Here is a 19,924-nt window from a genome sequence, read left to right as displayed (position 1 = left end):
GCGCGCCATGGTTCGCATCATCAGACATCTCGCCGTACTGTTCGCTTTTGCATGGGCATCCATGGCGGCGGCGGCAGTCGACATCACCTTCCATTCCTTTAACGGATCGATCTTCGCGGGTCGCTATCCGCACACATTCGTGTCGATGGAAGGGAGGCTGGAGGACGGAACGCCGGTGAAAGAGAATTTCGGCTTTTCCGCCAAACGCGCGGGGCCAGCCGTTCTGGCCGGGCCGGTCGAACATATCGTGATGACCGAGAAGGACAAATGGCTGACCAAGACCAATCGCCATTTCACCCTTACGATGACCGATGCGCAGTATCGCCAGGTGCGGCAGCTGGTCGAAGACTGGCGCAACGCACCAGGCAAATATTACGATCTCGACACCCGCAACTGCATCCATTTCGTGGGTGAGATCGGGCGGATCATGGGGCTGAAAGTCGATTACCCCAAGAAGCTGCTGCGCCAGCCCAAGAGCTGGCTGAACCATATCTCCACGCTCAATCCCAGGCTGGGCGCGTCGCAGATCGACTGATTGGCGGCAGGGATTTTCCGCTAGCCCGAAAAAAGGCGACCCGGACGCCGTGAGGCGCCCGGGTCTGGAGTCCGACAAACCCGTTGGGGTTGGGGCAGGGAGATCGAATTCGCCGGACCCGTTCGCGACGCTTCTTACAAAGCGAAGTTGATTACGGTGCGCAGCGCATAACCGACTTTGTCGTTACGCTGTTCGGCCGACAGTTCGCCGGTCACCGTGTAATATTCGTCGCCGCCCTGGCCGCGCAGGCGGGCAAACCACCCGCTTTCGCGCTCGTCGGGCAGCAGGGTGAAGGATTCACCCTCGCCAAAGCGTGCAGTGGTTGTGCCGAGCGCGCCGTCGAGGATTTCGCGCCAGCCGCCTTCGGCTTCCATGCGGAACCACGTGCCGTCGCCGCTGCTCATGCCCAGCAGGTCGAAACCGACCGCGGTGGCGAGGTTGAGGCCAAGTTCATCACTGGTGCGATCCTCGATCACCAGGTCCAGCGCTTTGCCGCCGCCGGTTTCTACATAGCCGTCTTCGCTCAGCCGCACGTAATCGACCGTGACCGATGGCCGGATGAAGAAATATTGCCAGCCGCCTTCCATCGAGCCGCCTGCGATGAAGGAGGTGGTGTTGCCAGCCCAATCGCGCTCGATCCGGCGTTCGATCTTCTCTTCGCCATTCATGCCAACGAAGTACCGCGATCCTTCGAAATCGCTGAAGCCGTAGGAACCGCGCGCGAAGGCCGAGAATGCACCCCAGTTACCGCGCCAGAACAGCGCCGCTTCATAGGTGTTCGAGATGATCGAATTCTCGACTCCGGTTTCATGCTCGTTCCACAGCCAGCTGGCGGTCGCGCCGATCTTGCCGAGGCCGGTAACCATTTCCAGACCGCCCGAAAAGCCGAGCCCGTCGAGATCGTAGGTCGCCGACTGGTCCTTGCCCTTGGTGGAATCCCACCCGGCGGCATCGAGGATCACTCGCAGCTTGCCGGTCTGTTCGATCGGCCCGCTCGGCGCCGCCAGCGAGCGTGCGAAAGTCCGCATGCCCAGGCTGATCCCTTCGAAGGCGCCGCCCGCGTGGTCGGGCAGGGTCTGCGCCACCGTGGCCGCGAAGAGGTTCGCATCGGTGATGCCGAGGAACACGCCCGCGATGTCATCATCGTCGGACAGCGCCTGGTACAGCGCGTCATAAGTGCCGGCTTCGGCTCGGTTGAGGCCGAGATCCTTGGTGTCCTTGCGCGCGATGTCGACATTCACTTCGCCCGCCGCCTGATCGACAGCCAGCGCTGCCTTGAAGATAAAGGGGACCAGCGTGCTGTCGGTGTCGAGATCGCCTGCACCGGTCAGGCTGCCCGCACGGATGACGGTGTAAGTGCCTTCGGCCTCGTCAATATCGGTGAGGCGCAGCTTCAGCTTGGCGCCATCGGCGAAGCTGGCATTGCCGCCCACGGTCAGTGCGCTGCCTGCGCTCGCATCCTTGCTTAGCGTGGCGACGATGGTGCCCGAAGCGCCCACATCGAGCGAGGCGATCGACGTCGGTGAAGCGAGGTCCAGCGTGCCGCCATTGACTGCCACGGCAACATTCTGGCCCTGCAGCAAAGTGCCGCTGAATACCGATTTGTCCGAAAGCGTCAGTGATCCTGCCACGCCGCCGAAATCGGCTTGGCCCGCAAAGGCGGAGGTGTTCGAAAGTGCGATTGCATCGACTTGGCTGACCTTGCCCGAATACTGGCCGTCGCCTGAAAGCGTGAGCTGGTCGGTGCCGGTGCCGAAAGTCACGTCGCCCGTCACTTTGCCATCGGCAATCTTCAGCGCATCGTCACCGCTGCCGAAGCGGATATCGCCATCGATGAGGGGCGCGGTCACGCCGGAGCCCACCGCGGTCTGCGAGACGGTTGCTCCCGAGGTCACGCTGGTCAGATCGATCGCGATCTTGCGACCGGACCCGGCTTCGGGGCCGCTGGACACGATCTGGCCGCTGTTCTCGATCGAGGTCAGCGTGCCGCTGCGGTCGATGATAGCAATGGCCGTGCCATCCTTGCCGCCCGCAGTCGCCTTGATGGTGCCGCTGTTGCGGATGAGGGGGAGGTCCGCGCCGCTGTCGATTGCGATTGCGGTCGTTTCGGCGCCGCTGGCTTTGCCGCCCACTGCAGTGATGCTGCCCCCATTGCGCAATTCGCCGGTCGAAGCGTCTGCGCCGAACCGCAGGGCAGTGGCGTCTGCATCCTTCGATGACGCCGCAATGCTGCCGGTAACGCCCATGCCATTGGCGATCGAGACCGCGCCGCCGCGGCCGCCGATGACCATGCCATTGCCGTCGATCCCGGCGTAAACGCCCTGACCCGCTATCGCGCCGTCCACGATCAGGCCAAAGCCCGTGCCGGTCGCTGCCACCGGGCCTACCGCAATGTCGCGATCGGCGGCCCCGATGACTACGGCAGGCGCCGCGCCATAGGATACGATCTTGGCACTGCCTTCTTTGGCATCCTCGATCCCGTCCTTGTCTTCGTCGGCATTGTCCTTGTCGGCATCCTTGGGCGCGACGGCGAAGATGATGCCCTTGGCCACATCGCCTTCCACCACCACGGCGCTACCGCCCTGCAGCAGATCGTCCGCATCCAGCTTGGATGCATCGCTGGGCGCGGCGGTGTAACGGTAACCGGCGCTGCCGATTTCGCCCTGCACCACAAGGGCGCCGTCGATATCGCCAGCGAAATGCGCCGCCGTTGCGCCTTCGCCGATAGCAGTGACTGTGCCCGCCAGCCGTACATTACCGGTGACGTCATGGACCAGCACGCCCGTGCTGCCATCTCCCAGTACGCCGGTCTTGCCGTCATGCACTAAGTCGCCGTCCAGCGTTCCGGCCACCGAAATGCCTGCCGACTGGTTGCCTTCGACCGTGATCGTGCCCGAGTGCCGGATATCGCCGGTCAGATTGCCGCGCACCCTGATGCCCGCGCGATCCGTACCCACGGCAAAGGGGCCATCGATATCGCCATCCTTGTCGGCATCGGTCGCGGTGTAGGTTTCATCGACGGTGATGGTGCCGGAATTGACGATATTGCCCTGCCGGTCGCCAGTGACTTCGATGCCGCTCGCGCCGTCAGCATTGCTGACGATCAACTTGCCTTCATTGGTGGCAGTATGGTCGGAATCCACGGTGATGGCCGAACCGGACGTCAGTTCGATCGACCCGTCCTTGGTGACCTTCACTGAATCGCCCGCGCCGTTCTTCAGCTCCGAAGTGCGGATCGGCTGCGTCCGCTTCGCCTCGACCACGGTCTGGGCGGCAAGCGGGGTAGCCAGAGCGACAAGCGCGCTGCCGGCAAGAAGGGTACGATACATGAAGTCCTCCGTCTGTGTCAGTGGGAGGACGGAGACGGTCGCGCGATACCTTGGACCAAATGCGTGTTTTTTTATTGCCGCCGGTTAGAACGAAAAATCGACACCCAGCCGGACCGAGCGGGGCCGCAGCGGCGTCACCTGTTCGCGCATGACGGCAAAGGGCGTGCCCAAGGCAAAACGGTTGCCGACGGTATCGGCCAGATTGGTGACCGACAGCGTCGCGCCCACGCGCGAATTGCCCACCCGCACCGTGGCCCCGCTATCGAGATAATCGCCCTGCAGATCGCCCAGTTCGGGCCCCATGCCTAGCCGGGACTTGCCGATATAGCTGGCCCACAGCCGCGCATCGAGATCGAGATTACGGCCAACAGGGCGCGAATAATCGATCCCGGCCCGGCCCGAAACGCGCGCAATGTTCGGCACATGGCTGACATTAGACGCGGCCAGCACTTGCGGTTCGTCGATATGGCTTTCGTTCACCGTCAGTCCGCCGGTGATCCGCAGGCCCGGCGCAAGGCGCGCGCCGCCAGTGGCGCTGATGCTCCACACCCGGCCATCGCCGATATTGGCAGTGCTGGGCAAGCCGAAGTCGTCGATGAAATCGGCCTGGATGTCCTGCCAGCGCGTGTAGGACAGGTTCACCGCCAGATCGAAGGGATCGCGACCCGGCCGCCCCTTGCGCAGGCCGAATTCGATCGCGCGAGCGTGATCCTGTTCGAACCGACGGACGAATTCCTTCTCGATGGCCAGCCCGCCGGGGCGAAAGCCTTCCTGATAGCGGGCATAAAGCGTGGTCGACGGGCCGGGGTGCGCGACCAGCGACACGGAAGGCAGGAAGGCCGATTGCGTCCTGCTTTCGGTGACTTCCGCGCGCGCGATCATCAGCGCGACAGGCACGTCTTCCGCCCCGCCGCCAAGCCGCGCCGTCGTATAGCGTGCCCCGACCGAGGCGATCAGGCCCTGCCGCAGCCGCAACGAGGCTTCACCATAGGCGGTCGCTTCGGTCACGGTGTTCACGACGCCGGGCGTGGCGGACCGCAGGATCGCATGTTCGACCGAGCGGCTGAGCTGCGTCTCATTGTCGATCAGGCTAACCCCAGCCAGCCAGCCCAGCGGCTTTTCATCCTCAAGCGGGCGCCATAGGCGGGTTTCATGCGCGAGCATTTCGGTATGATTGCGCTGGGTGAAAACCCGCTCTTCCTCACCGGGCACGGTCGCGTCGTACCGCTCTTCCAGATCCTGGCTGACGATGCCGGTGGTCGACCGCATATGGATCGTACCGATCTTCCCGGCGACGACGAGCTGGGCGTGCCGGTAGTCGGCGGAGAAGCCTTCCTCCACCTGCGCCATGCTTTCATAGGGCGGGCCGTTGCGGGCGGTATACTGACTGTCGTCGGCACGGGTCGATTGCGCAAGTCCGATCGCGTCCACGGTCCAGTGCGGGGCAAGCTCAACCCGCGCCATCGCCCGTCCGGCAAGAATATCGGTGCGGTTGACGTTTTCCCGGCCGAGCATCGGCTTGTCGATATACCCGCCCTCGGTCGCCGCATCGGTCACCACCCTGATGGCGGCCCTGTCGGAGACCAGCGGAATATTCGCGGTGACGCTGATGTCAGCGCTGCCCGTGCCGCCTTCGGTCAGCCCGCCGCCAAGCGTGCCGCGCAAGGATGCGTAATCGAGGTCCGGCGAATTGGGCACCATGCGGATGATCCCGCCCAGCGATCCTGCGCCATAAAGCGTGCCCTGCGGCCCTTCGAGCACTTCGACACGTTCGAGATCGGACAGGCGAAGATCGGGATCGGGCGCATTATAGCTGAGCCGCAAATCGCCGAGATACTGGCCCACGGTCGCCTGGGTCGGGCCGGTGAAGCTGGAATCGGCAATGCCGCGGATGAACAGCTTGTTGCGCCCGCTGCCAAGATAGGTGGAGGCCACCGTCGCGATGCGCTGCGTGATGCGTTCGGTGCCGCCCACGCCGCCCAGCTCCAGCTCCTCGCCATTGAGGATGGATGCCTGCGCGGGCAGATCCTGCAGCTTCGTGTCGCGCTTGCTCGCAATCACTACGATTTCGGGCATGGGTATCGGCGGCGGTGGCGGGGCGACTGTCGCTTGGCGTGCCGACCTCGACCTTGCCTTTGGGGCGGGTTTGCGGGCGAGCTGGCGTGGTGCCGGTTCGATCCGCCATGCGCCGCCCCTCAGCGGCACGGCGCGTGCATTCACGCTGCGGGCAAGGCGCTGTACCGCTTCGCGGGTGGTCATGCGCCCGCGGATACGCGGGGCCTTGCGACGGGAAATACCCTTGTCGGGCACCATGATGCTGGTGCCGGTCTGCCGGGCAATGGCAATTGCGGCATCCGCCACCGATCCTGCCGGCGCGTCGATGGCCATATCCTGCGCTGTGGCTGGCGTGGCCAGCGCCGCGACCATGGCAAACGCGAAGACAGGGCCGCTACGCATGGTCACTCGGCCTGGAGTATCCAGCTGGAGCCTTCAGGGGAAACCTCGATGCCTAGCAATTCGCCGAGCATGGCCGGGTCTTCCTCCAGCGGGTCGAGGAGGACGCTGCCTGAGACCGGGCGATTGCCGCTGCCGGGCGACACGCGGTAATCCAGCCCGGTTGCCGCCGAAATCTCGGTCGCGACATCTTCCAGTGAGGCGTCGCGGAAGGTCAGGCGGCCATCGCCCCATTCGCCCACCTGATCGGCGGGCAACTGGCCGATGCGGTAAGAGCCGTCTGCGCGCGCAATGGTCAGGAACTGGCCGGGATTGACCAGCCGGTTCTGCTGCTCGGGATTGTAGATCACCGCGCCTTCCGACACGCCCACTCGGATTTCGGCAGAGCGGATCGCCACGTCGAATATCGTGCCGGCATCGACCAGCTCCGAGGCGCCGACATCGAGGTGGAAGGGCGCGCGGTCGTCATGTTCGATCCGGAACAGCGCGCGGCCCTGGTCGAGCCGGGCATAGCGGGTCTTGTCGTTTTCGAGCGTCAGAACGCTGTCGCCGCCCAGCAGGATCGAGCTGCCATCGGCCAGCTCCACCAGCTGCGTTTCGCCCGGCGCGGTCTGGTACAGACGTTCGCCCGCACCCGGCTGCCACAGCCACAGCGCGCACAGCAGCGCCACGCAGGCGGCAAGCCCGGCACCGATCCAGCGGTAATTGCGCTGTCCGCCGCTGGCCAGAGCGCCAGTATCGTCGGCGTCATTGGCCGGGGCCGCGCGCAGGATATCGCTGCCCGCTTCCGCCTCCATGACCACATGGTCATAGGCCGCATTATGCGCGGGCGACTGTTCGAGCCAGTCCGTGAAGGCGTCCCACTCCTCGAAGTCGGGTTCCGCCGTCCGGACTGCCCAGTCTGCCGCCTCGGCAAGTATTGTTGAATCATGCGCCATGCAAAATCGCTCCTGTCCCTAGGACGGAGTCCTCGCGATCATTCCTCATCGAAGCGCTCCCTGAGCTCGGCGAGCGCGAGGTACACCTTGCGCAGATCGCTTTCCACCGTGCTGACGCTGATCCCCATTTCCCGCGCAATTTCGCGCTGCGGCTGGCCCCCGATCCGGCTGCGGTGAAAGATGTCCCGCGCCCGGCCAGGCAGGCGTGCCAGCGCGGCATCGACCTGCTCTGCCATCTGCCGCCCGGCCACCAGCCGTTCTGCCGAGGGGGCGTCCGACACGCCGCCCTCGGGCACGCCATTCGCGTCCGACCATGCCGCATCGCGCAATTGCGCCTGCCGGGCAGAGCGGAAGCGGTCGATCATCACCGTGTTGGCAATGCGAAAGAGATAGGACATGGGCGATGCCACCGGCCCCGGAGCGCTGCGTTCCAGCTTGAGCCAGACTTCATGCAGCACGTCCTCCGCCTCGCCCTGGGCCCCGCGCGCTTCAAGAAAGCGCAGCAAGGCCTGACGATTGGCAAGAAATACCGCCTGTAATCCTTCGTCCGGTTCCTGCATTACTGCCGGCTTTTCATCCTGATTGCCCAAGCAAGCGCGCGCTGAGAGTTGAATGGCCATTAACTCAAATACGCGCGCCAATTAGTCTTTTATCGGACAAAGGACAATGCGGCCGCTAATTAGTAATGGGGGCGCCCGAACTGGTCAGCCATCTCGCGCTACCATTTATGTAAAGATAGGTTGGAAGCTTCAAAAAAGGATCATTCAGAAGAGTCGGTCTTTGCGACCTTTCTCAACCGCATTGCCTGCTCTCTGGCGTTTTCAATAGCCTCTTTGGAACAATCGGCTTCGGCCAGTTGATCGATCTCGTCTGCGGCCCGCTCAACCAGGCTCTTCAGAGCAAGCTTCTCCTGCTCTGCATTTTGCAGTTTGTGGTGAAGGGCGCGCGTTTCCTCAGCCATCGCACCAAATTACAAAAATTGGCCGAAAATCGCAAGTCCATACCAAGAAATGGCTTTTGGAGCGGACGGACTTTGGAGAATGATCAGAGTGACTGCCCGCAGCATTGGCGGCGCTTGGAATAGTTTCCAGGATCACCCGGACCAAATAATCCCACCATTATTCGTGCGGGGCCTCAACATTCCGGAGAATTTGGGGCCCAACTTTTGTTGGGTTCGGGAACCTTCATGGGGAAGGCCGTTCGTTAGGGTATGCCTCTGAGAAAAGCGCTCGTGACGTTTTATCCATCTCTTACCGGAGACAGCGTGAGGCGGGACTGACGGAAGGAACCCGAGCATGGATACGAGAAAGAATATTGGTATCGCTGGATCGGTCGCAGGGCTGGCACTGGCCGCGGGAGGCGCCGCATTCGCCGCTTTCCTGTCCCACCGGCACAAAGGCGGCAGCGATGATGCCCCTCTCTATACGCGCAAGCGGCCCGGGACTGACAATCCTATCGTCGGGACAACGGTCACGATCCGCAAGCCCCGCGCGGAGGTGTACAAGTTCTGGCGCGATTTCAATAATCTGCCGCAGTTCATGCCTAATGTGCAATCCATCCGCGAGAGCAACGGTGAGCTGATCTGGACGATCGGAGCGCCCCTTGGGCAAACCGCGGAAATCAAAACCGAGATCCTGAAGGATGTCGAGAACGAGATGATCGCCTGGCGCTCGGTCGAAGGGTCCGACATCGAAACGAACGGCGAGGTCACCTTCACGGATGCTCCGGGTGAACGCGGAACGCGCGTGTCGCTCGTCATGTTTTACGATCCGCCCGCAGGCGAGGTGGGACGCGCAATCGCCAAACTGCTTCGCAAGGAACCCGGGGTGCAGGCGCGCCATGACCTGAAGCGTCTGAAGATGCTGATGGAAACCGGCGAGATCGCAACCTCTGCGCATACGAAAGAGGCCGCCCAAAACATCCGGCAACTCGAGGAGTCAGAGCAATGAGAGCGCTAACCTGGCACGGCACACACGACGTTCGCGTCGACACGGTTGATGATCCCGAGATTATCAATCCGCGCGATGCAATACTCAAGGTCACCTCGACTGCGATCTGCGGTAGCGATCTTCATCTCTACGACGGAGTTATTCCCGGCGTGCTTCCAGGCGATGTTCTGGGGCACGAATTCATGGGCGAAGTCGTGGAAACCGGTGCGGACAGCACCCTGAAGAAAGGCCAGCGCGTCGTCGTCCCCTTTACGATCAGCTGTGGCGGTTGTTTCCATTGCCAGATCAGCCAGTATTCGGCCTGCGAAAACTCCAATCCGGTCGAAAAGCAGGACATGTCGGCCACGCTTTACGGCCATCCGATGGCGGCGCTGTTCGGATATTCCCACCTGACCGGCGGCTATTCCGGCGGTCAGGCGGAGTACGTGCGCGTTCCGTTTTCCGATGTCGGGCCAATCGTTATTCCCGATCATCTGGAAGACGAGAAGGTCCTGTTCCTGTCCGACATTCTGCCAACCGGCTGGATGGGTGCGGAGAATGCCGAAATACAGCCTGATGATACCGTTGCCGTATGGGGCTGCGGGCCGGTCGGCCTATTCGCGATCCAGTCGGCCATCGTCATGGGGGCGAGCAAGGTAATCGCGATCGATCACTATCCTCACCGGCTCGAACTGGCCAAGCAATTGGGGGCGGAGGTGATCGACTTCCGCAAAACCGATGTGCGCGAAGCGCTGATGGAAATGTCGGGCGGTATCGGCTGCGATGCAGTGATCGATGCGGTGGGCATGGAATCCCACGGATTTGCGATCGATAACATGATCGATATCGCAAAGCAGAAGATCGGTATCGGAGCCGACCGGGCAAGCGCGTTGAAACAGGCCATCCTGGCGGTGAGGCCGGGCGGCCGGGTATCGATACCCGGCGTGTATGGGGGCATGACGGACAAGTTTCCGCTGGGTGCCCTGATGGAAAAAGGCCTCCAGGTTCGTTCGGGCCAGACCCACGTCCAGCGTTACACGAAAGACCTCCTCGAAAAGATCGAGGACGGCACGCTCGATACGACGTTCCTGATCTCACATCGATTGCCGCTGGAAGACGCCGCCCATGGCTACAAGTGCTTTCGGGAGGAACAGGACAGCTGGACCAAGGTGGTCCTCAAACCTGGAATGGAGAAGGAGAAGATCGCATGAGCAAGAACCCTATCGATAAACTGACCGGTTTCTGCGTCGTTACCGGCGCATCCAGCGGTATCGGCTTCGAACTCGCCAAGCTGGCCGCTGCAGACGGCTGCGACCTTCTTCTCGTCGCCGATCGCGATCTCTCGGCCGCGAAGAAGGCGTGCGACGATTGCGGGGCGATCGGTGTCGAAACACTCGAAGCGGATCTGGGCACCGAAAAGGGCATCGAGAGCGTGATGGAGGCCATAGGCGATCGGAAAGTCGATACGCTCATCGCCAATGCCGGCCACGGTCTGGGCGAAGCCTTCCTCGTCCAGAAGTGGAGCGATATCGCCCATGTGATCGACACCAATGTCAAAGGTGCCATATCGCTGGTTCACAAGATCGGTGGGGACATGGTTCTGAAGGACCAAGGGCGGATCCTGATGACGGGATCCATCGCCGGCGACATGCCGGGGGCCTATCAGCTGGTCTACAATTCCACCAAGGCGTTCGTGAACGACTTCTGCGTCGGCCTGGCCAACGAGCTAAAAACCACCAATGTCGTTATTTCCTGCCTGATGCCGGGCGTCACCGATACGCAGTTCTTCAAGCGTGCTGGCATGGAAGATACGCGAGCTGGCGAGATGAAGAACAAGGCGGATCCCGAAAAGGTCGCCCGCGATGGCTACGACGCTCTGCTGAAAGGCGATACGCAACGGGTCAGTGGGCTGCTGAACAAGGTGCAGGATCTCTTCGCCGGGCTTCTACCCGACGAATTGATAGCGGAAATGCATCGCCATCTGGCCAAGCCCTGAGATCGGCGAAAGGGCGCAAGTCGCAGGCAGCTTGGCTCGATCGCCCAAACAGCCGGCCCGGGCAGACCGTCTTTCGCAAGACGATAGGCCCGGGCCGGTGTTGTTAAATAGAAATCAGAACTGGGCGCGAACGCCCAGGCTGACCCTGCTTCCCGAAAATTCGTAAGTCGTCGGGAAGGATGGATCGATCGTGTAACCGGTGGTCGGTTCGTCGGTGAAATTGATCGCCTGCAGCTCGACACGCAGGCTCGGCGTCATCTGGTAGCTCGCGGAAAAATCGAACTGGCCATAGGCATCCCGATAGACGGGATACATGTTGCGTTCGATCCGCTCGACATATGCGCCTTTGCGATTGTAGCTCACCCTCACCTGCAGCGGACCATTGTCGTAAAAGCCGGTGACATTGTAGACGCTGTCGGCCAGCCCGACCGGAGAGGTCGGTACGTCGATTTCCGATTCCCCGGTAAGCGAGCTGTCGAGGAAGGTCACATTGGCGTTCACGCCGAAACCTTCGAGCGTACGGGTGAACATGCCGAAGGGCAGGACCGCTACCAGTTCCACACCGCTGACATCATATGAACCTTCGGCATTCACGGGTTGGTAGACGTCGAAATCATAGACGCCGTCGATAGTACCGTTGGCATTATACTTGGTCACGTCGCGGACAACGCCGGTCAGTTCGTTCTGGACCACGCCCTCGATATTCTTCCAGAAATAGGACGCAGCCAGAAGGCCGCCGGAGCCGAAATAATATTCCGCGCCGGCTTCCCACTGATCGGCATAGGTCGGCTGGAGATCGGGATTGCCGTCGGTGAAACGGAAATCGTTGAAGCTGGCGGTGCGCTTGTAGGCCAGATCGGTAAGAGCAGGCCGGATGAGCGTCTGAGAAGCCGCACCGCGCAGGATCAGGCCATCGGTCAATTCTATGGTGGCGTTCACGGCGGGCAGTAGCTTGTCGTAATCCCCGTCGCTGGAGACCGGCTCGTCCGTATAGCCGGTCGTGCCGTCGGAGTTCTGGATCTGGAAGAAGCCGGAGGACCGGATATCGGTCTTGATATACCGCGCGCCCGCATTGATGAGCACTGGTACCGAGCCGATGTCGAAATCGAAATCCGCCATCGCGTAGGCGGCCCAGGTCTTTTCCTTCACCCGGTAGAATTGCCCATCGTCGAAGGGGGAAAGGAAGCCGTCGGGCCGGAAGAACTGGCGTGCATAATCGTTGGAAACCTGCTGCCACGTCAGGTCGCGCGCCTGATAGTCCTTGCCGCCGACGATATCGATGACATCGGCAAGATCGCTATCGGCAAGGGTGCGATCGTCGACATAGGAACTGTCGCCGCGCGTGGGGCCCTGGATCTTCTCCTCGCCGTAGTTTCTTTCCTTCGTCTTGTCCGTATAGCGCGCACCGATGTGGACGGCGCTCAGGCCAAGCAGGCTACCGCGGTCGAAACTGCGACCGATGTCGATCTGCGCGGCATATTTATCGTCCTCGATCTCTTCATAGGTCGTTTCATACGCTTCGAAGAGGTAGGATGCGGGCGAATTGTACATGTCGAAGGATGCCGGGTCATCGCTCGGTATCGTTTCGCCGCCGGTCTCGGTGTAGCGGGTGCGTGAGGGCGCATAAGCCACATGCTTGAGATTGGCATAGTCGCTCGACTTGTCCGCGCCGGAATAGCCGCCCAGCATGTCGATCGACCAATTGCCCGGAGACCAGTTCAACTCGCCTCCGAACTGGCGATAATTCGTTTCGTTGACTCGCTCCTTGCTCAGGAACTCGTGCTGGGTCGCGGTGTAGGAAACGTCGCGCAAAACCACGATGCCGTAATCGGCCAGCGTGGTTTCGTCGTAATCGTGGATTACGTCGAGCGTCGATCTGCTCGATGCGGAATAGGCAGCGGCGTCGTATTCGTCCTCGGTCGAATCGTAGGACCCGAGAAAGGCGTCGAAGGTCACGCTCAGATCGTCACTGGGCTTGTATTGGAGCGAACCTGAAAAGCCGAGCCGTTCCTGATCGTTGAGGTAAATGCGGTCGCCCACCTTGTCGAGGAAGACAACGCGGCTGGTCTGGTCATCGTCTGCCGGGTCGAGAATGATGCCCGCGTCGCGCTCCAGAACCTCGATCGCCTGATCCGTCTGGGCGTTTCCGCGATCGGTCCAGCGCGAGATCGGCCGGAAGTTGATGCCGGAATTTGAATCGGTGCGGTTGGTCCGCTTACCGTAAGCAGCCGACAGCAGCACACCGAACGGCCCCCAGGTCTGACTGACGAGCAGCGAGGCCTGCGGGTCGATTTCCTCGGAGATGGAATTGTAGGCGCCTTCGACCGAGCCGACTATGCGCGAGCCCGAAAAATCGAAGGGGCGGGCGGTGCGGATATCGACGATCCCGGCAATTCCGCCTTCCTCCTGAGCTGCAGTGGGCGATTTGTAGACGGTAACGGTCTGGACGAGTTCGGAGGCGAAGATATCGAATTCGACATCGCGCCCGCCCGATCCCGATGCGGTGGCGAGATCGTTGATCTGGACATGGGTGAATTCGGTGGGAAGGCCGCGGACATTCACGCGCGTTCCCAGGCCCTTGTCGCGTTCGATCGTGACGCCTGGCACGCGCTGCAGCGCTTCCGAGAGATTCTGTTCGGGGAAGTCGGCAATGTCGGTGGCTACGATGGAATCGGAAAAGCCGATGGTGTCGCGCTTGATATCGATCGCGCGCTCGAGCGACTGGCGGTACCCGCTGACGACGATGACGTCCCCGTCGGCTGCTTCCTCCGAAGCCGTCTGATCGGCGTCTTCCTGCCCGGTCTGCGCGGCGGCAGGTGCGGCCAGAAACGCCGCGGCTGCCGCACTGGCGAGGAGAATGGTCTTGCGTCCCGTAACGCTGGAATTTCTTTTCATGTAAACGATCCCTTCATGGTGAGACGGACAGCGCCCCGCGCCGCCCGCGTCCCCTCCCGAACGTGTTTTCGTCCCGCTCGCCCTGCTTGGGTGCGGCGGTGATCTGTTGTTGGATTAGGTGCAGTTGTCAGGCGCCGGAGCGGTGGAGCGCGCCGTGGCGAGTTCCTTGCGGGCGACTTCCAGGTCCTGTCGAAATTCTTCGGAATTCATTTCCGCTGCAAAGATGACGGCGCCCGCCAGCGTTCCGGCTTCGGCAGCGCTCTGACTGTGGGATCCGCAAACCCAGCGGCTTTCCCCGAATTCGCGCCCGCGGGCGAGCAATTGGGTGACGCGGTCCGGTGCCAGCGCAGCAAGGATCATCGCGACATGTTGCCCGTGGGCGGCATGGCCGGAAGGGTAATCGCCGTTCCCGGCCAGATGCGCCGTCCGGGCTTCGCAGATTGGCAGATCGTTATCGAGCCAGGGCCGCGCTGTCTGGTAGTGCTGCTTGGCTTCGCCCACCACGCGGCGATCGTTGCCAGCGCGGTCGAGCAAACGGCTGAGCGCCGGGACATCATCTTCTTCCAGCTTCGCGCCCAGGGCGCAGGAAAAATGATCGAGCATCCCGCCCCGCACATCGCTTGTGGCGAGATCCCAGCGCGGCGTACCCTTCATCTCGCGGCTGGCGCGATAGATCGCCTGATCAGCCGCCGCCCGCGGCGAACCCGGTTCCGGCGGGGGCGGCAGGACGCGCACCAGGTCCGGCCGGTCTTCGGGCGCAAGGTAACCTTGCGCCTCGGTCATCGAACCCGCGGGGATAGCTACCCCCATGGCCAGCAGGATCGCCAGCAGCATCCGTTTCATCATTACCCTCCGACGATCTCAATCAGTCGGGCGGCCTATGATGCGAGCTAGTTACCCCAGCATGACGGAGAATAGTCGGTTCGGTGACAATAAGACAAAGAAAGGTCAGATGAAGAGAAAGCCCAATTATTCCCGGGGCAATAAGGTCGGGCGTCCAAGATGGTTAAGATGGGCTTATTGGGCTTAGGAGAATTTTGCCTGATCAAGTCGTGCTGCGCACTGACCCGCTTTGTCCGAAAGCATTTTGATATTGAGGGTGGCTTCCAACGAAGAAAGCGGATACTATGCTGTGGCGATACCCGTTTGGGTATTTCCGTAGCGGCCCTTGGACAGCCATGCCAGCCTGTCCGCATCACGACTTTGAGCGGACATATCCGGGCGCTCAATCTCCACTCTCACACTACATTGCCTCAGCCTGCGGTCTTCAGCCGGACTTGCGCCAGTATATCGTGCGACGTGAGAAAGAGCGTGTGTCCATCGCTGCCGCCGAACGCGCAATTGGCGACCGCCTTCCCCGTGGCGATGATGCCAAGCAAATCGCCTTGCGGTGTGCAGACGTGCACGCCTCCCGGGCCGGTCGCGAAAACGTGGCCGGAGCGATCGACCTTTACGCCGTCGGGCAGGCCCGGCAGCCCTGATGCCACCCCTGACTGCATATCCAGGAACAGGCGCGATCCGGTCGGCATGCCGCGAGCGTCGAGATCGTAGGCAAGTAGCTGGGCCCGGTTTTCGTCAGATAGCGCGAGATAGAGCGTGCGTTCGTCCGGTGAGAGCGCGACCCCGTTCGGACGTCGATGGCTGCCGTCCAGCAGTGCGACTTCTCCCTTGGGAGAGATACGATAAAGGCCGTTCACCGTTACTTCGCGCAGCAGCGACTGGTCGGCTTCCGAAAATCCGTAGGGTGGATCGGTGAAATAGATCGCACCGCCGCGCGATAGCACCAGATCGTTCGGGCTGTTGAAGCGTTTGCCTTGATAGGTCGCTGCAAGCACTTCTTTCTGCCGGGTAGCAAGGTCCATCCGCGCGATCGTGCGTGTACCGCTATCGGCCATCACCAGCCGCCCGCGGTCATCGATACGCAGGCCGTTTGCGCCCGCTTCGCGCACGCCCGCAGGGATCGGTCCTGCCAGCCCCGACGGACTGACGAAAGGTGCCGCCCCGACGGCCGGCGTCCAGCGATGGATAACGTTATTCCCGGGATCGGAAAACAGCAGGAAACCGCCATCATCGACCCACACCGGCCCCTCGGCCCAGCTATACCCGGTCGCGAGCTGCTCCACCGGCGCATCGGCATCGACAATCGCGTCCAGCCTCGGGTCGAGACGCTTTATGCCGCCGATCCGGGGATAGGACGGCGTTTTGCCGACATGAACGCATGCAGCGATCGGTGCGGCAGCGAGAGAGGCGAGAATGGTACGGCGTGCGATCATGCGAAACTCCAAAGCAGCATTGCCATTGCGAACATCACGCATCCGGCAATCGTGGCACTTGCCGTCCAGCTGCGAAAGGTCTGGGCTTCGGTAAGGCCCAAATATTGTTTGACCAACCAGAAGCCCGTGTCGTTAACATGGCTCGCTACCGATGCGCCCGCGCCGATCGATACGGTGACCAGCGCGATCTGACCCGGCGAAAGTCCCGCTTGGGCGATCAGCGGGGCGGCCAGTCCCGCAGCTGTAACCATCGCGACCGTGGCCGAGCCTTGTGCAATGCGGACGAATGCGGCCAGGAGAAACGCGAATACGGGCACGGCCAGGTTGAACGCCGAAACGGCAGCGGTAACCTGCGCTCCCGCTCCGGACTGGATGAGCACTTCCTTGTACGCCGCTCCCGCGCCAACGACGAGCACCATCAGGCCGGCTGGCGCTAGGGCGCGGGTCATTACGTCGGAGACAGTTTGCAAAGGCGCATCCAAGCGAAGCCGAAGCCAGAGGCCGACGAATGCACAGGCAATGATCAGCGCGGTGAACGGGTGGCCGATAAACTCCAGAAAAGTGCGTAGCGGCCCCTCGGGAAGCATGCCTCCAGCCAAGGCTGCGAGCAGTATCAAAGACAGCGGGATCATCATGCCTGCAAGCGCCGGGACAAACCCGATAGGGGCAAGGGTAGGCGCTTTTTCATCGAAGCGGGGCGGCGGACCACCTTCTCCAAAGCCGCTCTGGCCATGAGCCAGTTTGGCAAAGACTGGTCCGGCAATGATTGCAGCCGGGATGCCGCAGGCGAGGCCATAAATCGCGAGCAGGCCGTAATCCGTCCCGATAAGCTCGGCGACGGCAACCGGGCCGGGGTGCGGGGGTAACAATGCATGCATGGTCAGCAGACCGGAGAGCAGCGGTAGCGCAAAATACATGACCCGACGCTTCGCACGCAGCGCCAGTGTAATGACGAGCGGCGCAAGCACGATGAAGCCCACATCGAAAAACAAGGGGATACCGACAAGCGTGCCAATCACGACCAGTGCCCAAGGCGCGCGGCGTTCCCCGAATGCATCCAGCAGACGGTTCGCAAGCACGCCAATGCCGCCGCTTGCTTCCAGCAAGCCACCCAGCATTGCCCCGAGTCCGATCACTACCGCAACGAAGCCAAGCGCTTCGCCAGTGCCCTTGCGCACGGCGGCCAGAACCTCGGCAGGCGGCGCGCCGAAGGCGATGCCGGTGCCAAGCGCGACGACAAGCAGCGTGATGAACGCTGGCACCTTCCAGCGCAGTACCATGAAGATCAGCACGAAGATGCTGATCGCCACGATCGACAGGCTGGCCCAGGGTTCGGACATCATGCGACTGTGACGGACGTAGCTGGTGCGGATCCTGCGATCTCTTGGGCGCCAACTGCCCGGTCGACCGGATTTTGGAACGCATCACGAAGGCGGATATCCTCGGAAGAGGCGCCGACCATCACCTCGACCGGTCCGGCAGGAATATGCCAGCCGTCACGCCAGATGCCGAATTGTTCTGGTCGAAGTACAAAGGTTACCCGGCGCGTTTCGCCTGCGGGAATCGACACACGAGCGAACCCGCGCAGTTCCTTTACCGGTCGCGCCAGCCCTGACACAGGTGCCCGTATATATAGCTGGATGACCTCGTCGGCATCACGGGCGCCGGTGTTCCTGACCGTTGCGGAAACTGCCCAGTGGAGCGAGCGCCCATCGCCTTGCGGCAGGATCTCCAGCGCCGAATAGTCGAACGTCGCATAAGATAATCCGTGGCCGAATGGGAAGAGCGGCCCGATGGCAGTGTCGCTATAGCGAGCGCTGTCTATCGACAAATCCGGATTGGCCGGTCGACCGGTTGGAGGATGCGCATAGCTCTGCGGCGCCTGCCCGGTCACGCGCGGCATGCCCATCGGCAGCCGCCCGGCGGGGGAAACCTCACCGAACAGGATATCCGCAATGGCGGGGCCGCTCTCGTTTCCGAGGAACCAGGTTTCAAGCACTGCCGGAATATCTTCGAGTGCCGCTTCGAGCGCAAGTGGACGTCCGTTCATCAGCACTGCGACAAGAGGCTTTCCAGTTGCGCGGAGCGCGTCGATCAACTCTTTCTGAGCACCCGGCAGGCCAATATCCGAACGGCTGCGCGCCTCGCCCGAATAATCATAATCCTCGCCTATGGCGAGAACGACGATGTCGGCGTTTCGCGCCATTTCCACCGCATCGCCAATGCCGCTGGTGTCGGGATCGCGCGGAGAGACACCAGGCGCGTAGGAAACGCCCAGCGGTTCGAGCGCAACCCGAAGCGTAATCGATTCCTCCATCTGCCCGCGTGCGCGCCACGAACCGATGGTCGAACTTGCATCGTCAGCAAGCGCGCCGATCAGTGCAATTCGCGCATCGCGCCGAAGCGGCAGAACGTTTCCTTCGTTGCGCAGCAGCACGATCGAGCGCTTTGCTGCCTCGCGCGCCACCGCACGATGTTCTGCCGAACCCAGTACCGTCCGCTCGCGCGCCGCGTCGCTGAAGCGGAATGGATCGTCAAACAAACCCAATCTCGCCTTTGCGTGCAGAATACGGCCCACAGCTTCATCGACCAGCGGCATCAGTGCCGGATCGGCGGCAATCGCCGATTCCAGATGGTCGGCGTAGGTGTTGCTGGTCATGTCCATGTCGACGCCGGCACGAAGCGCGAGCGCTGCGGCCTCGACCGGGGTGCTCGCCGCTCCATGCGCGACAAGCTCGAGGATCGCGTTCCAATCGCTGACTACCAGCCCCTGATAACCCCATTCCTCCCGCAGCAGCGCCCGGACCAGTTCGGCATTGCCGGTGGTCGGTACGCCGTTCAATTCGTTGAACGCCGTCATGAAACTGCCCGCGCCGGCGGCGATCGCTGCCTGGAAGGGGGGCAGATAGACTTCGTGCAGGGTTTCGGATGAGATGTCGGCACGGTCGTAATCGCGGCCGCCTACTCCAGCACCATACGCGCCGAAATGCTTTGCGCATGCCATCATCGCGTCCTGGTTGGAAAGATCGTCGGTCTGGAAGCCGAGAACCTGCGCCTCGGCCATGCGGGCCCCAAGATACGGGTCTTCGCCCGCTCCCTCGACCACGCGCCCCCAACGCGCGTCGCGTGCAATGTCGATCATCGGCGCAAAGGTCCAGTGAAGGCCGCTGACTGAAGCCTCTACCGCTGCAACTCGGGCTGCGCGGCGGGCGGTTTCCGGATCGAAGCTTGCGGCAAGGGCAAGCGGCACCGGCATGATCGTCCGATAGCCGTGGACTACGTCCATGGCGAAAAGCAACGGAATACCGAGCCGTGATTCCTCTACCGCCACGCGCTGCAGCCGCGCCAAGGGTTCGGCCCCGGCAACGTGCAGATAAGATCCGACCCGGCCCTGCCGCACGCGATCGAGGGCCGCATCATCGATCCGCGAATTCAGCGCTTTCTGACGCCCGCCGGCCAGCTGAGTCATCTGCCCCAGCTTTTCGGTCAGTGTCATTTTCGCGATCAACCCGCGAACAAGCTGTTCGTTATGTGCTGAGGGAGCCGCTCCGGCCCGGGCCATTGCCGGAAATCGCG

At 62.2% G+C, this 19,924-nt stretch carries 14 protein-coding genes; 4 read left to right on the top strand and 10 right to left on the bottom strand.

The window, feature by feature from the left end:
* Positions 1-7 precede the first annotated feature (7 nt).
* Entirely contained in the window at positions 8-535 is a 528-nt protein-coding gene (locus ACYQ0G_RS07980) for a hypothetical protein (RefSeq protein WP_460101455.1), read from the top strand.
* 134 nt (positions 536-669) lie between these two features.
* Here the strand turns inward: ACYQ0G_RS07980 and ACYQ0G_RS07975 are convergent, their stop codons facing one another.
* The 5 genes from ACYQ0G_RS07975 to ACYQ0G_RS07955 form a co-directional block, all read right to left on the bottom strand.
* The gene (locus ACYQ0G_RS07975) at positions 670-3,864 is read right to left on the bottom strand and encodes an autotransporter outer membrane beta-barrel domain-containing protein (RefSeq protein WP_460101453.1); all 3,195 of its coding nucleotides are present in this window, start codon (positions 3,862-3,864) and stop codon (positions 670-672) included.
* 84 nt (positions 3,865-3,948) lie between these two features.
* A complete protein-coding gene (locus ACYQ0G_RS07970; protein ID WP_460101451.1) occupies positions 3,949-6,321 on the bottom strand; it encodes a TonB-dependent receptor in 2,373 nt (790 codons plus the stop codon).
* Between the two features lie 2 nt (positions 6,322-6,323).
* Entirely contained in the window at positions 6,324-7,256 is a 933-nt protein-coding gene (locus tag ACYQ0G_RS07965) for a FecR family protein (RefSeq protein WP_460101449.1), read from the bottom strand.
* Between the two features lie 38 nt (positions 7,257-7,294).
* Positions 7,295-7,876, bottom strand: a complete 582-nt coding sequence (locus ACYQ0G_RS07960; RefSeq protein WP_460101447.1) for an RNA polymerase sigma factor — start codon at positions 7,874-7,876, stop codon at positions 7,295-7,297.
* Between the two features lie 140 nt (positions 7,877-8,016).
* Entirely contained in the window at positions 8,017-8,217 is a 201-nt protein-coding gene (locus ACYQ0G_RS07955; RefSeq protein WP_460101445.1) for a hypothetical protein, read from the bottom strand.
* Between the two features lie 334 nt (positions 8,218-8,551).
* On the opposite strand from ACYQ0G_RS07955, the gene ACYQ0G_RS07950 reads away from it, so the two are divergent.
* From ACYQ0G_RS07950 to ACYQ0G_RS07940, 3 genes are read left to right on the top strand one after another with little or no spacing between them, the layout of a single operon-like run.
* On the top strand, positions 8,552-9,205 hold the full coding sequence (locus tag ACYQ0G_RS07950; RefSeq protein ID WP_460101443.1) for an SRPBCC family protein: 654 nt from the start codon (positions 8,552-8,554) through the stop codon (positions 9,203-9,205).
* On the top strand, positions 9,202-10,395 hold the full coding sequence (locus ACYQ0G_RS07945; protein WP_460101441.1) for a zinc-dependent alcohol dehydrogenase: 1,194 nt from the start codon (positions 9,202-9,204) through the stop codon (positions 10,393-10,395). The genes ACYQ0G_RS07950 and ACYQ0G_RS07945 overlap by 4 nt, the downstream gene beginning before the upstream one ends.
* Positions 10,392-11,180 carry an SDR family NAD(P)-dependent oxidoreductase gene (locus ACYQ0G_RS07940; RefSeq protein ID WP_460101439.1) on the top strand — a complete coding sequence of 263 codons (789 nt, stop codon included), beginning with the start codon at positions 10,392-10,394 and terminating at the stop codon, positions 11,178-11,180. Before ACYQ0G_RS07945 ends, ACYQ0G_RS07940 begins: the two co-directional genes overlap by 4 nt.
* A 114-nt stretch (positions 11,181-11,294) precedes the next feature.
* Here the strand turns inward: ACYQ0G_RS07940 and ACYQ0G_RS07935 are convergent, their stop codons facing one another.
* The 5 genes from ACYQ0G_RS07935 to ACYQ0G_RS07915 form a co-directional block, all read right to left on the bottom strand.
* Positions 11,295-14,075, bottom strand: coding sequence for a TonB-dependent receptor (locus tag ACYQ0G_RS07935; protein ID WP_460101437.1), 2,781 nt, complete (start codon positions 14,073-14,075; stop codon positions 11,295-11,297).
* Between the two features lie 114 nt (positions 14,076-14,189).
* On the bottom strand, positions 14,190-14,921 hold the full coding sequence (locus ACYQ0G_RS07930) for an acid phosphatase (RefSeq protein WP_460101436.1): 732 nt from the start codon (positions 14,919-14,921) through the stop codon (positions 14,190-14,192).
* 407 nt (positions 14,922-15,328) lie between these two features.
* Positions 15,329-16,348, bottom strand: a complete 1,020-nt coding sequence (locus ACYQ0G_RS07925; protein WP_460101434.1) for an SMP-30/gluconolactonase/LRE family protein — start codon at positions 16,346-16,348, stop codon at positions 15,329-15,331.
* Complete coding sequence (locus ACYQ0G_RS07920; protein WP_460101433.1) at positions 16,345-17,691, bottom strand: GntT/GntP/DsdX family permease; 1,347 nt, start codon at positions 17,689-17,691, stop codon at positions 16,345-16,347. Before ACYQ0G_RS07920 ends, ACYQ0G_RS07925 begins: the two co-directional genes overlap by 4 nt.
* Entirely contained in the window at positions 17,688-19,844 is a 2,157-nt protein-coding gene (locus ACYQ0G_RS07915) for a glycoside hydrolase family 3 N-terminal domain-containing protein (RefSeq protein WP_460101431.1), read from the bottom strand. The genes ACYQ0G_RS07920 and ACYQ0G_RS07915 overlap by 4 nt, the downstream gene beginning before the upstream one ends.
* Positions 19,845-19,924: the final 80 nt, after the last annotated feature.

The sequence above is a fragment of the Qipengyuania triglochinis genome, assembly GCF_054655615.1.
This window is presented reverse-complemented; position numbering and strand designations above follow the sequence as displayed.

What these genes read in the sequence shown, in the direction of transcription:
- ACYQ0G_RS07945 (WP_460101441.1), top strand. Translation starts at nt 9,202, where the DNA reads ATGAGAGCGCTAACCTGGCACGGCACACACGACGTTCGCGTCGACACG.
- ACYQ0G_RS07940 (WP_460101439.1), top strand. Translation starts at nt 10,392, where the DNA reads ATGAGCAAGAACCCTATCGATAAACTGACCGGTTTCTGCGTCGTTACC.
- ACYQ0G_RS07980 (WP_460101455.1), top strand. Translation starts at nt 8, where the DNA reads ATGGTTCGCATCATCAGACATCTCGCCGTACTGTTCGCTTTTGCATGG.
- ACYQ0G_RS07915 (WP_460101431.1), bottom strand. Translation starts at nt 19,844, where the DNA reads ATGACACTGACCGAAAAGCTGGGGCAGATGACTCAGCTGGCCGGCGGG.
- ACYQ0G_RS07920 (WP_460101433.1), bottom strand. Translation starts at nt 17,691, where the DNA reads ATGATGTCCGAACCCTGGGCCAGCCTGTCGATCGTGGCGATCAGCATC.
- ACYQ0G_RS07960 (WP_460101447.1), bottom strand. Translation starts at nt 7,876, where the DNA reads ATGGCCATTCAACTCTCAGCGCGCGCTTGCTTGGGCAATCAGGATGAA.
- ACYQ0G_RS07930 (WP_460101436.1), bottom strand. Translation starts at nt 14,921, where the DNA reads ATGATGAAACGGATGCTGCTGGCGATCCTGCTGGCCATGGGGGTAGCT.
- ACYQ0G_RS07975 (WP_460101453.1), bottom strand. Translation starts at nt 3,864, where the DNA reads ATGTATCGTACCCTTCTTGCCGGCAGCGCGCTTGTCGCTCTGGCTACC.
- ACYQ0G_RS07925 (WP_460101434.1), bottom strand. Translation starts at nt 16,348, where the DNA reads ATGATCGCACGCCGTACCATTCTCGCCTCTCTCGCTGCCGCACCGATC.
- ACYQ0G_RS07970 (WP_460101451.1), bottom strand. Translation starts at nt 6,321, where the DNA reads ATGCGTAGCGGCCCTGTCTTCGCGTTTGCCATGGTCGCGGCGCTGGCC.
- ACYQ0G_RS07950 (WP_460101443.1), top strand. Translation starts at nt 8,552, where the DNA reads ATGGATACGAGAAAGAATATTGGTATCGCTGGATCGGTCGCAGGGCTG.
- ACYQ0G_RS07935 (WP_460101437.1), bottom strand. Translation starts at nt 14,075, where the DNA reads ATGAAAAGAAATTCCAGCGTTACGGGACGCAAGACCATTCTCCTCGCC.
- ACYQ0G_RS07955 (WP_460101445.1), bottom strand. Translation starts at nt 8,217, where the DNA reads ATGGCTGAGGAAACGCGCGCCCTTCACCACAAACTGCAAAATGCAGAG.
- ACYQ0G_RS07965 (WP_460101449.1), bottom strand. Translation starts at nt 7,256, where the DNA reads ATGGCGCATGATTCAACAATACTTGCCGAGGCGGCAGACTGGGCAGTC.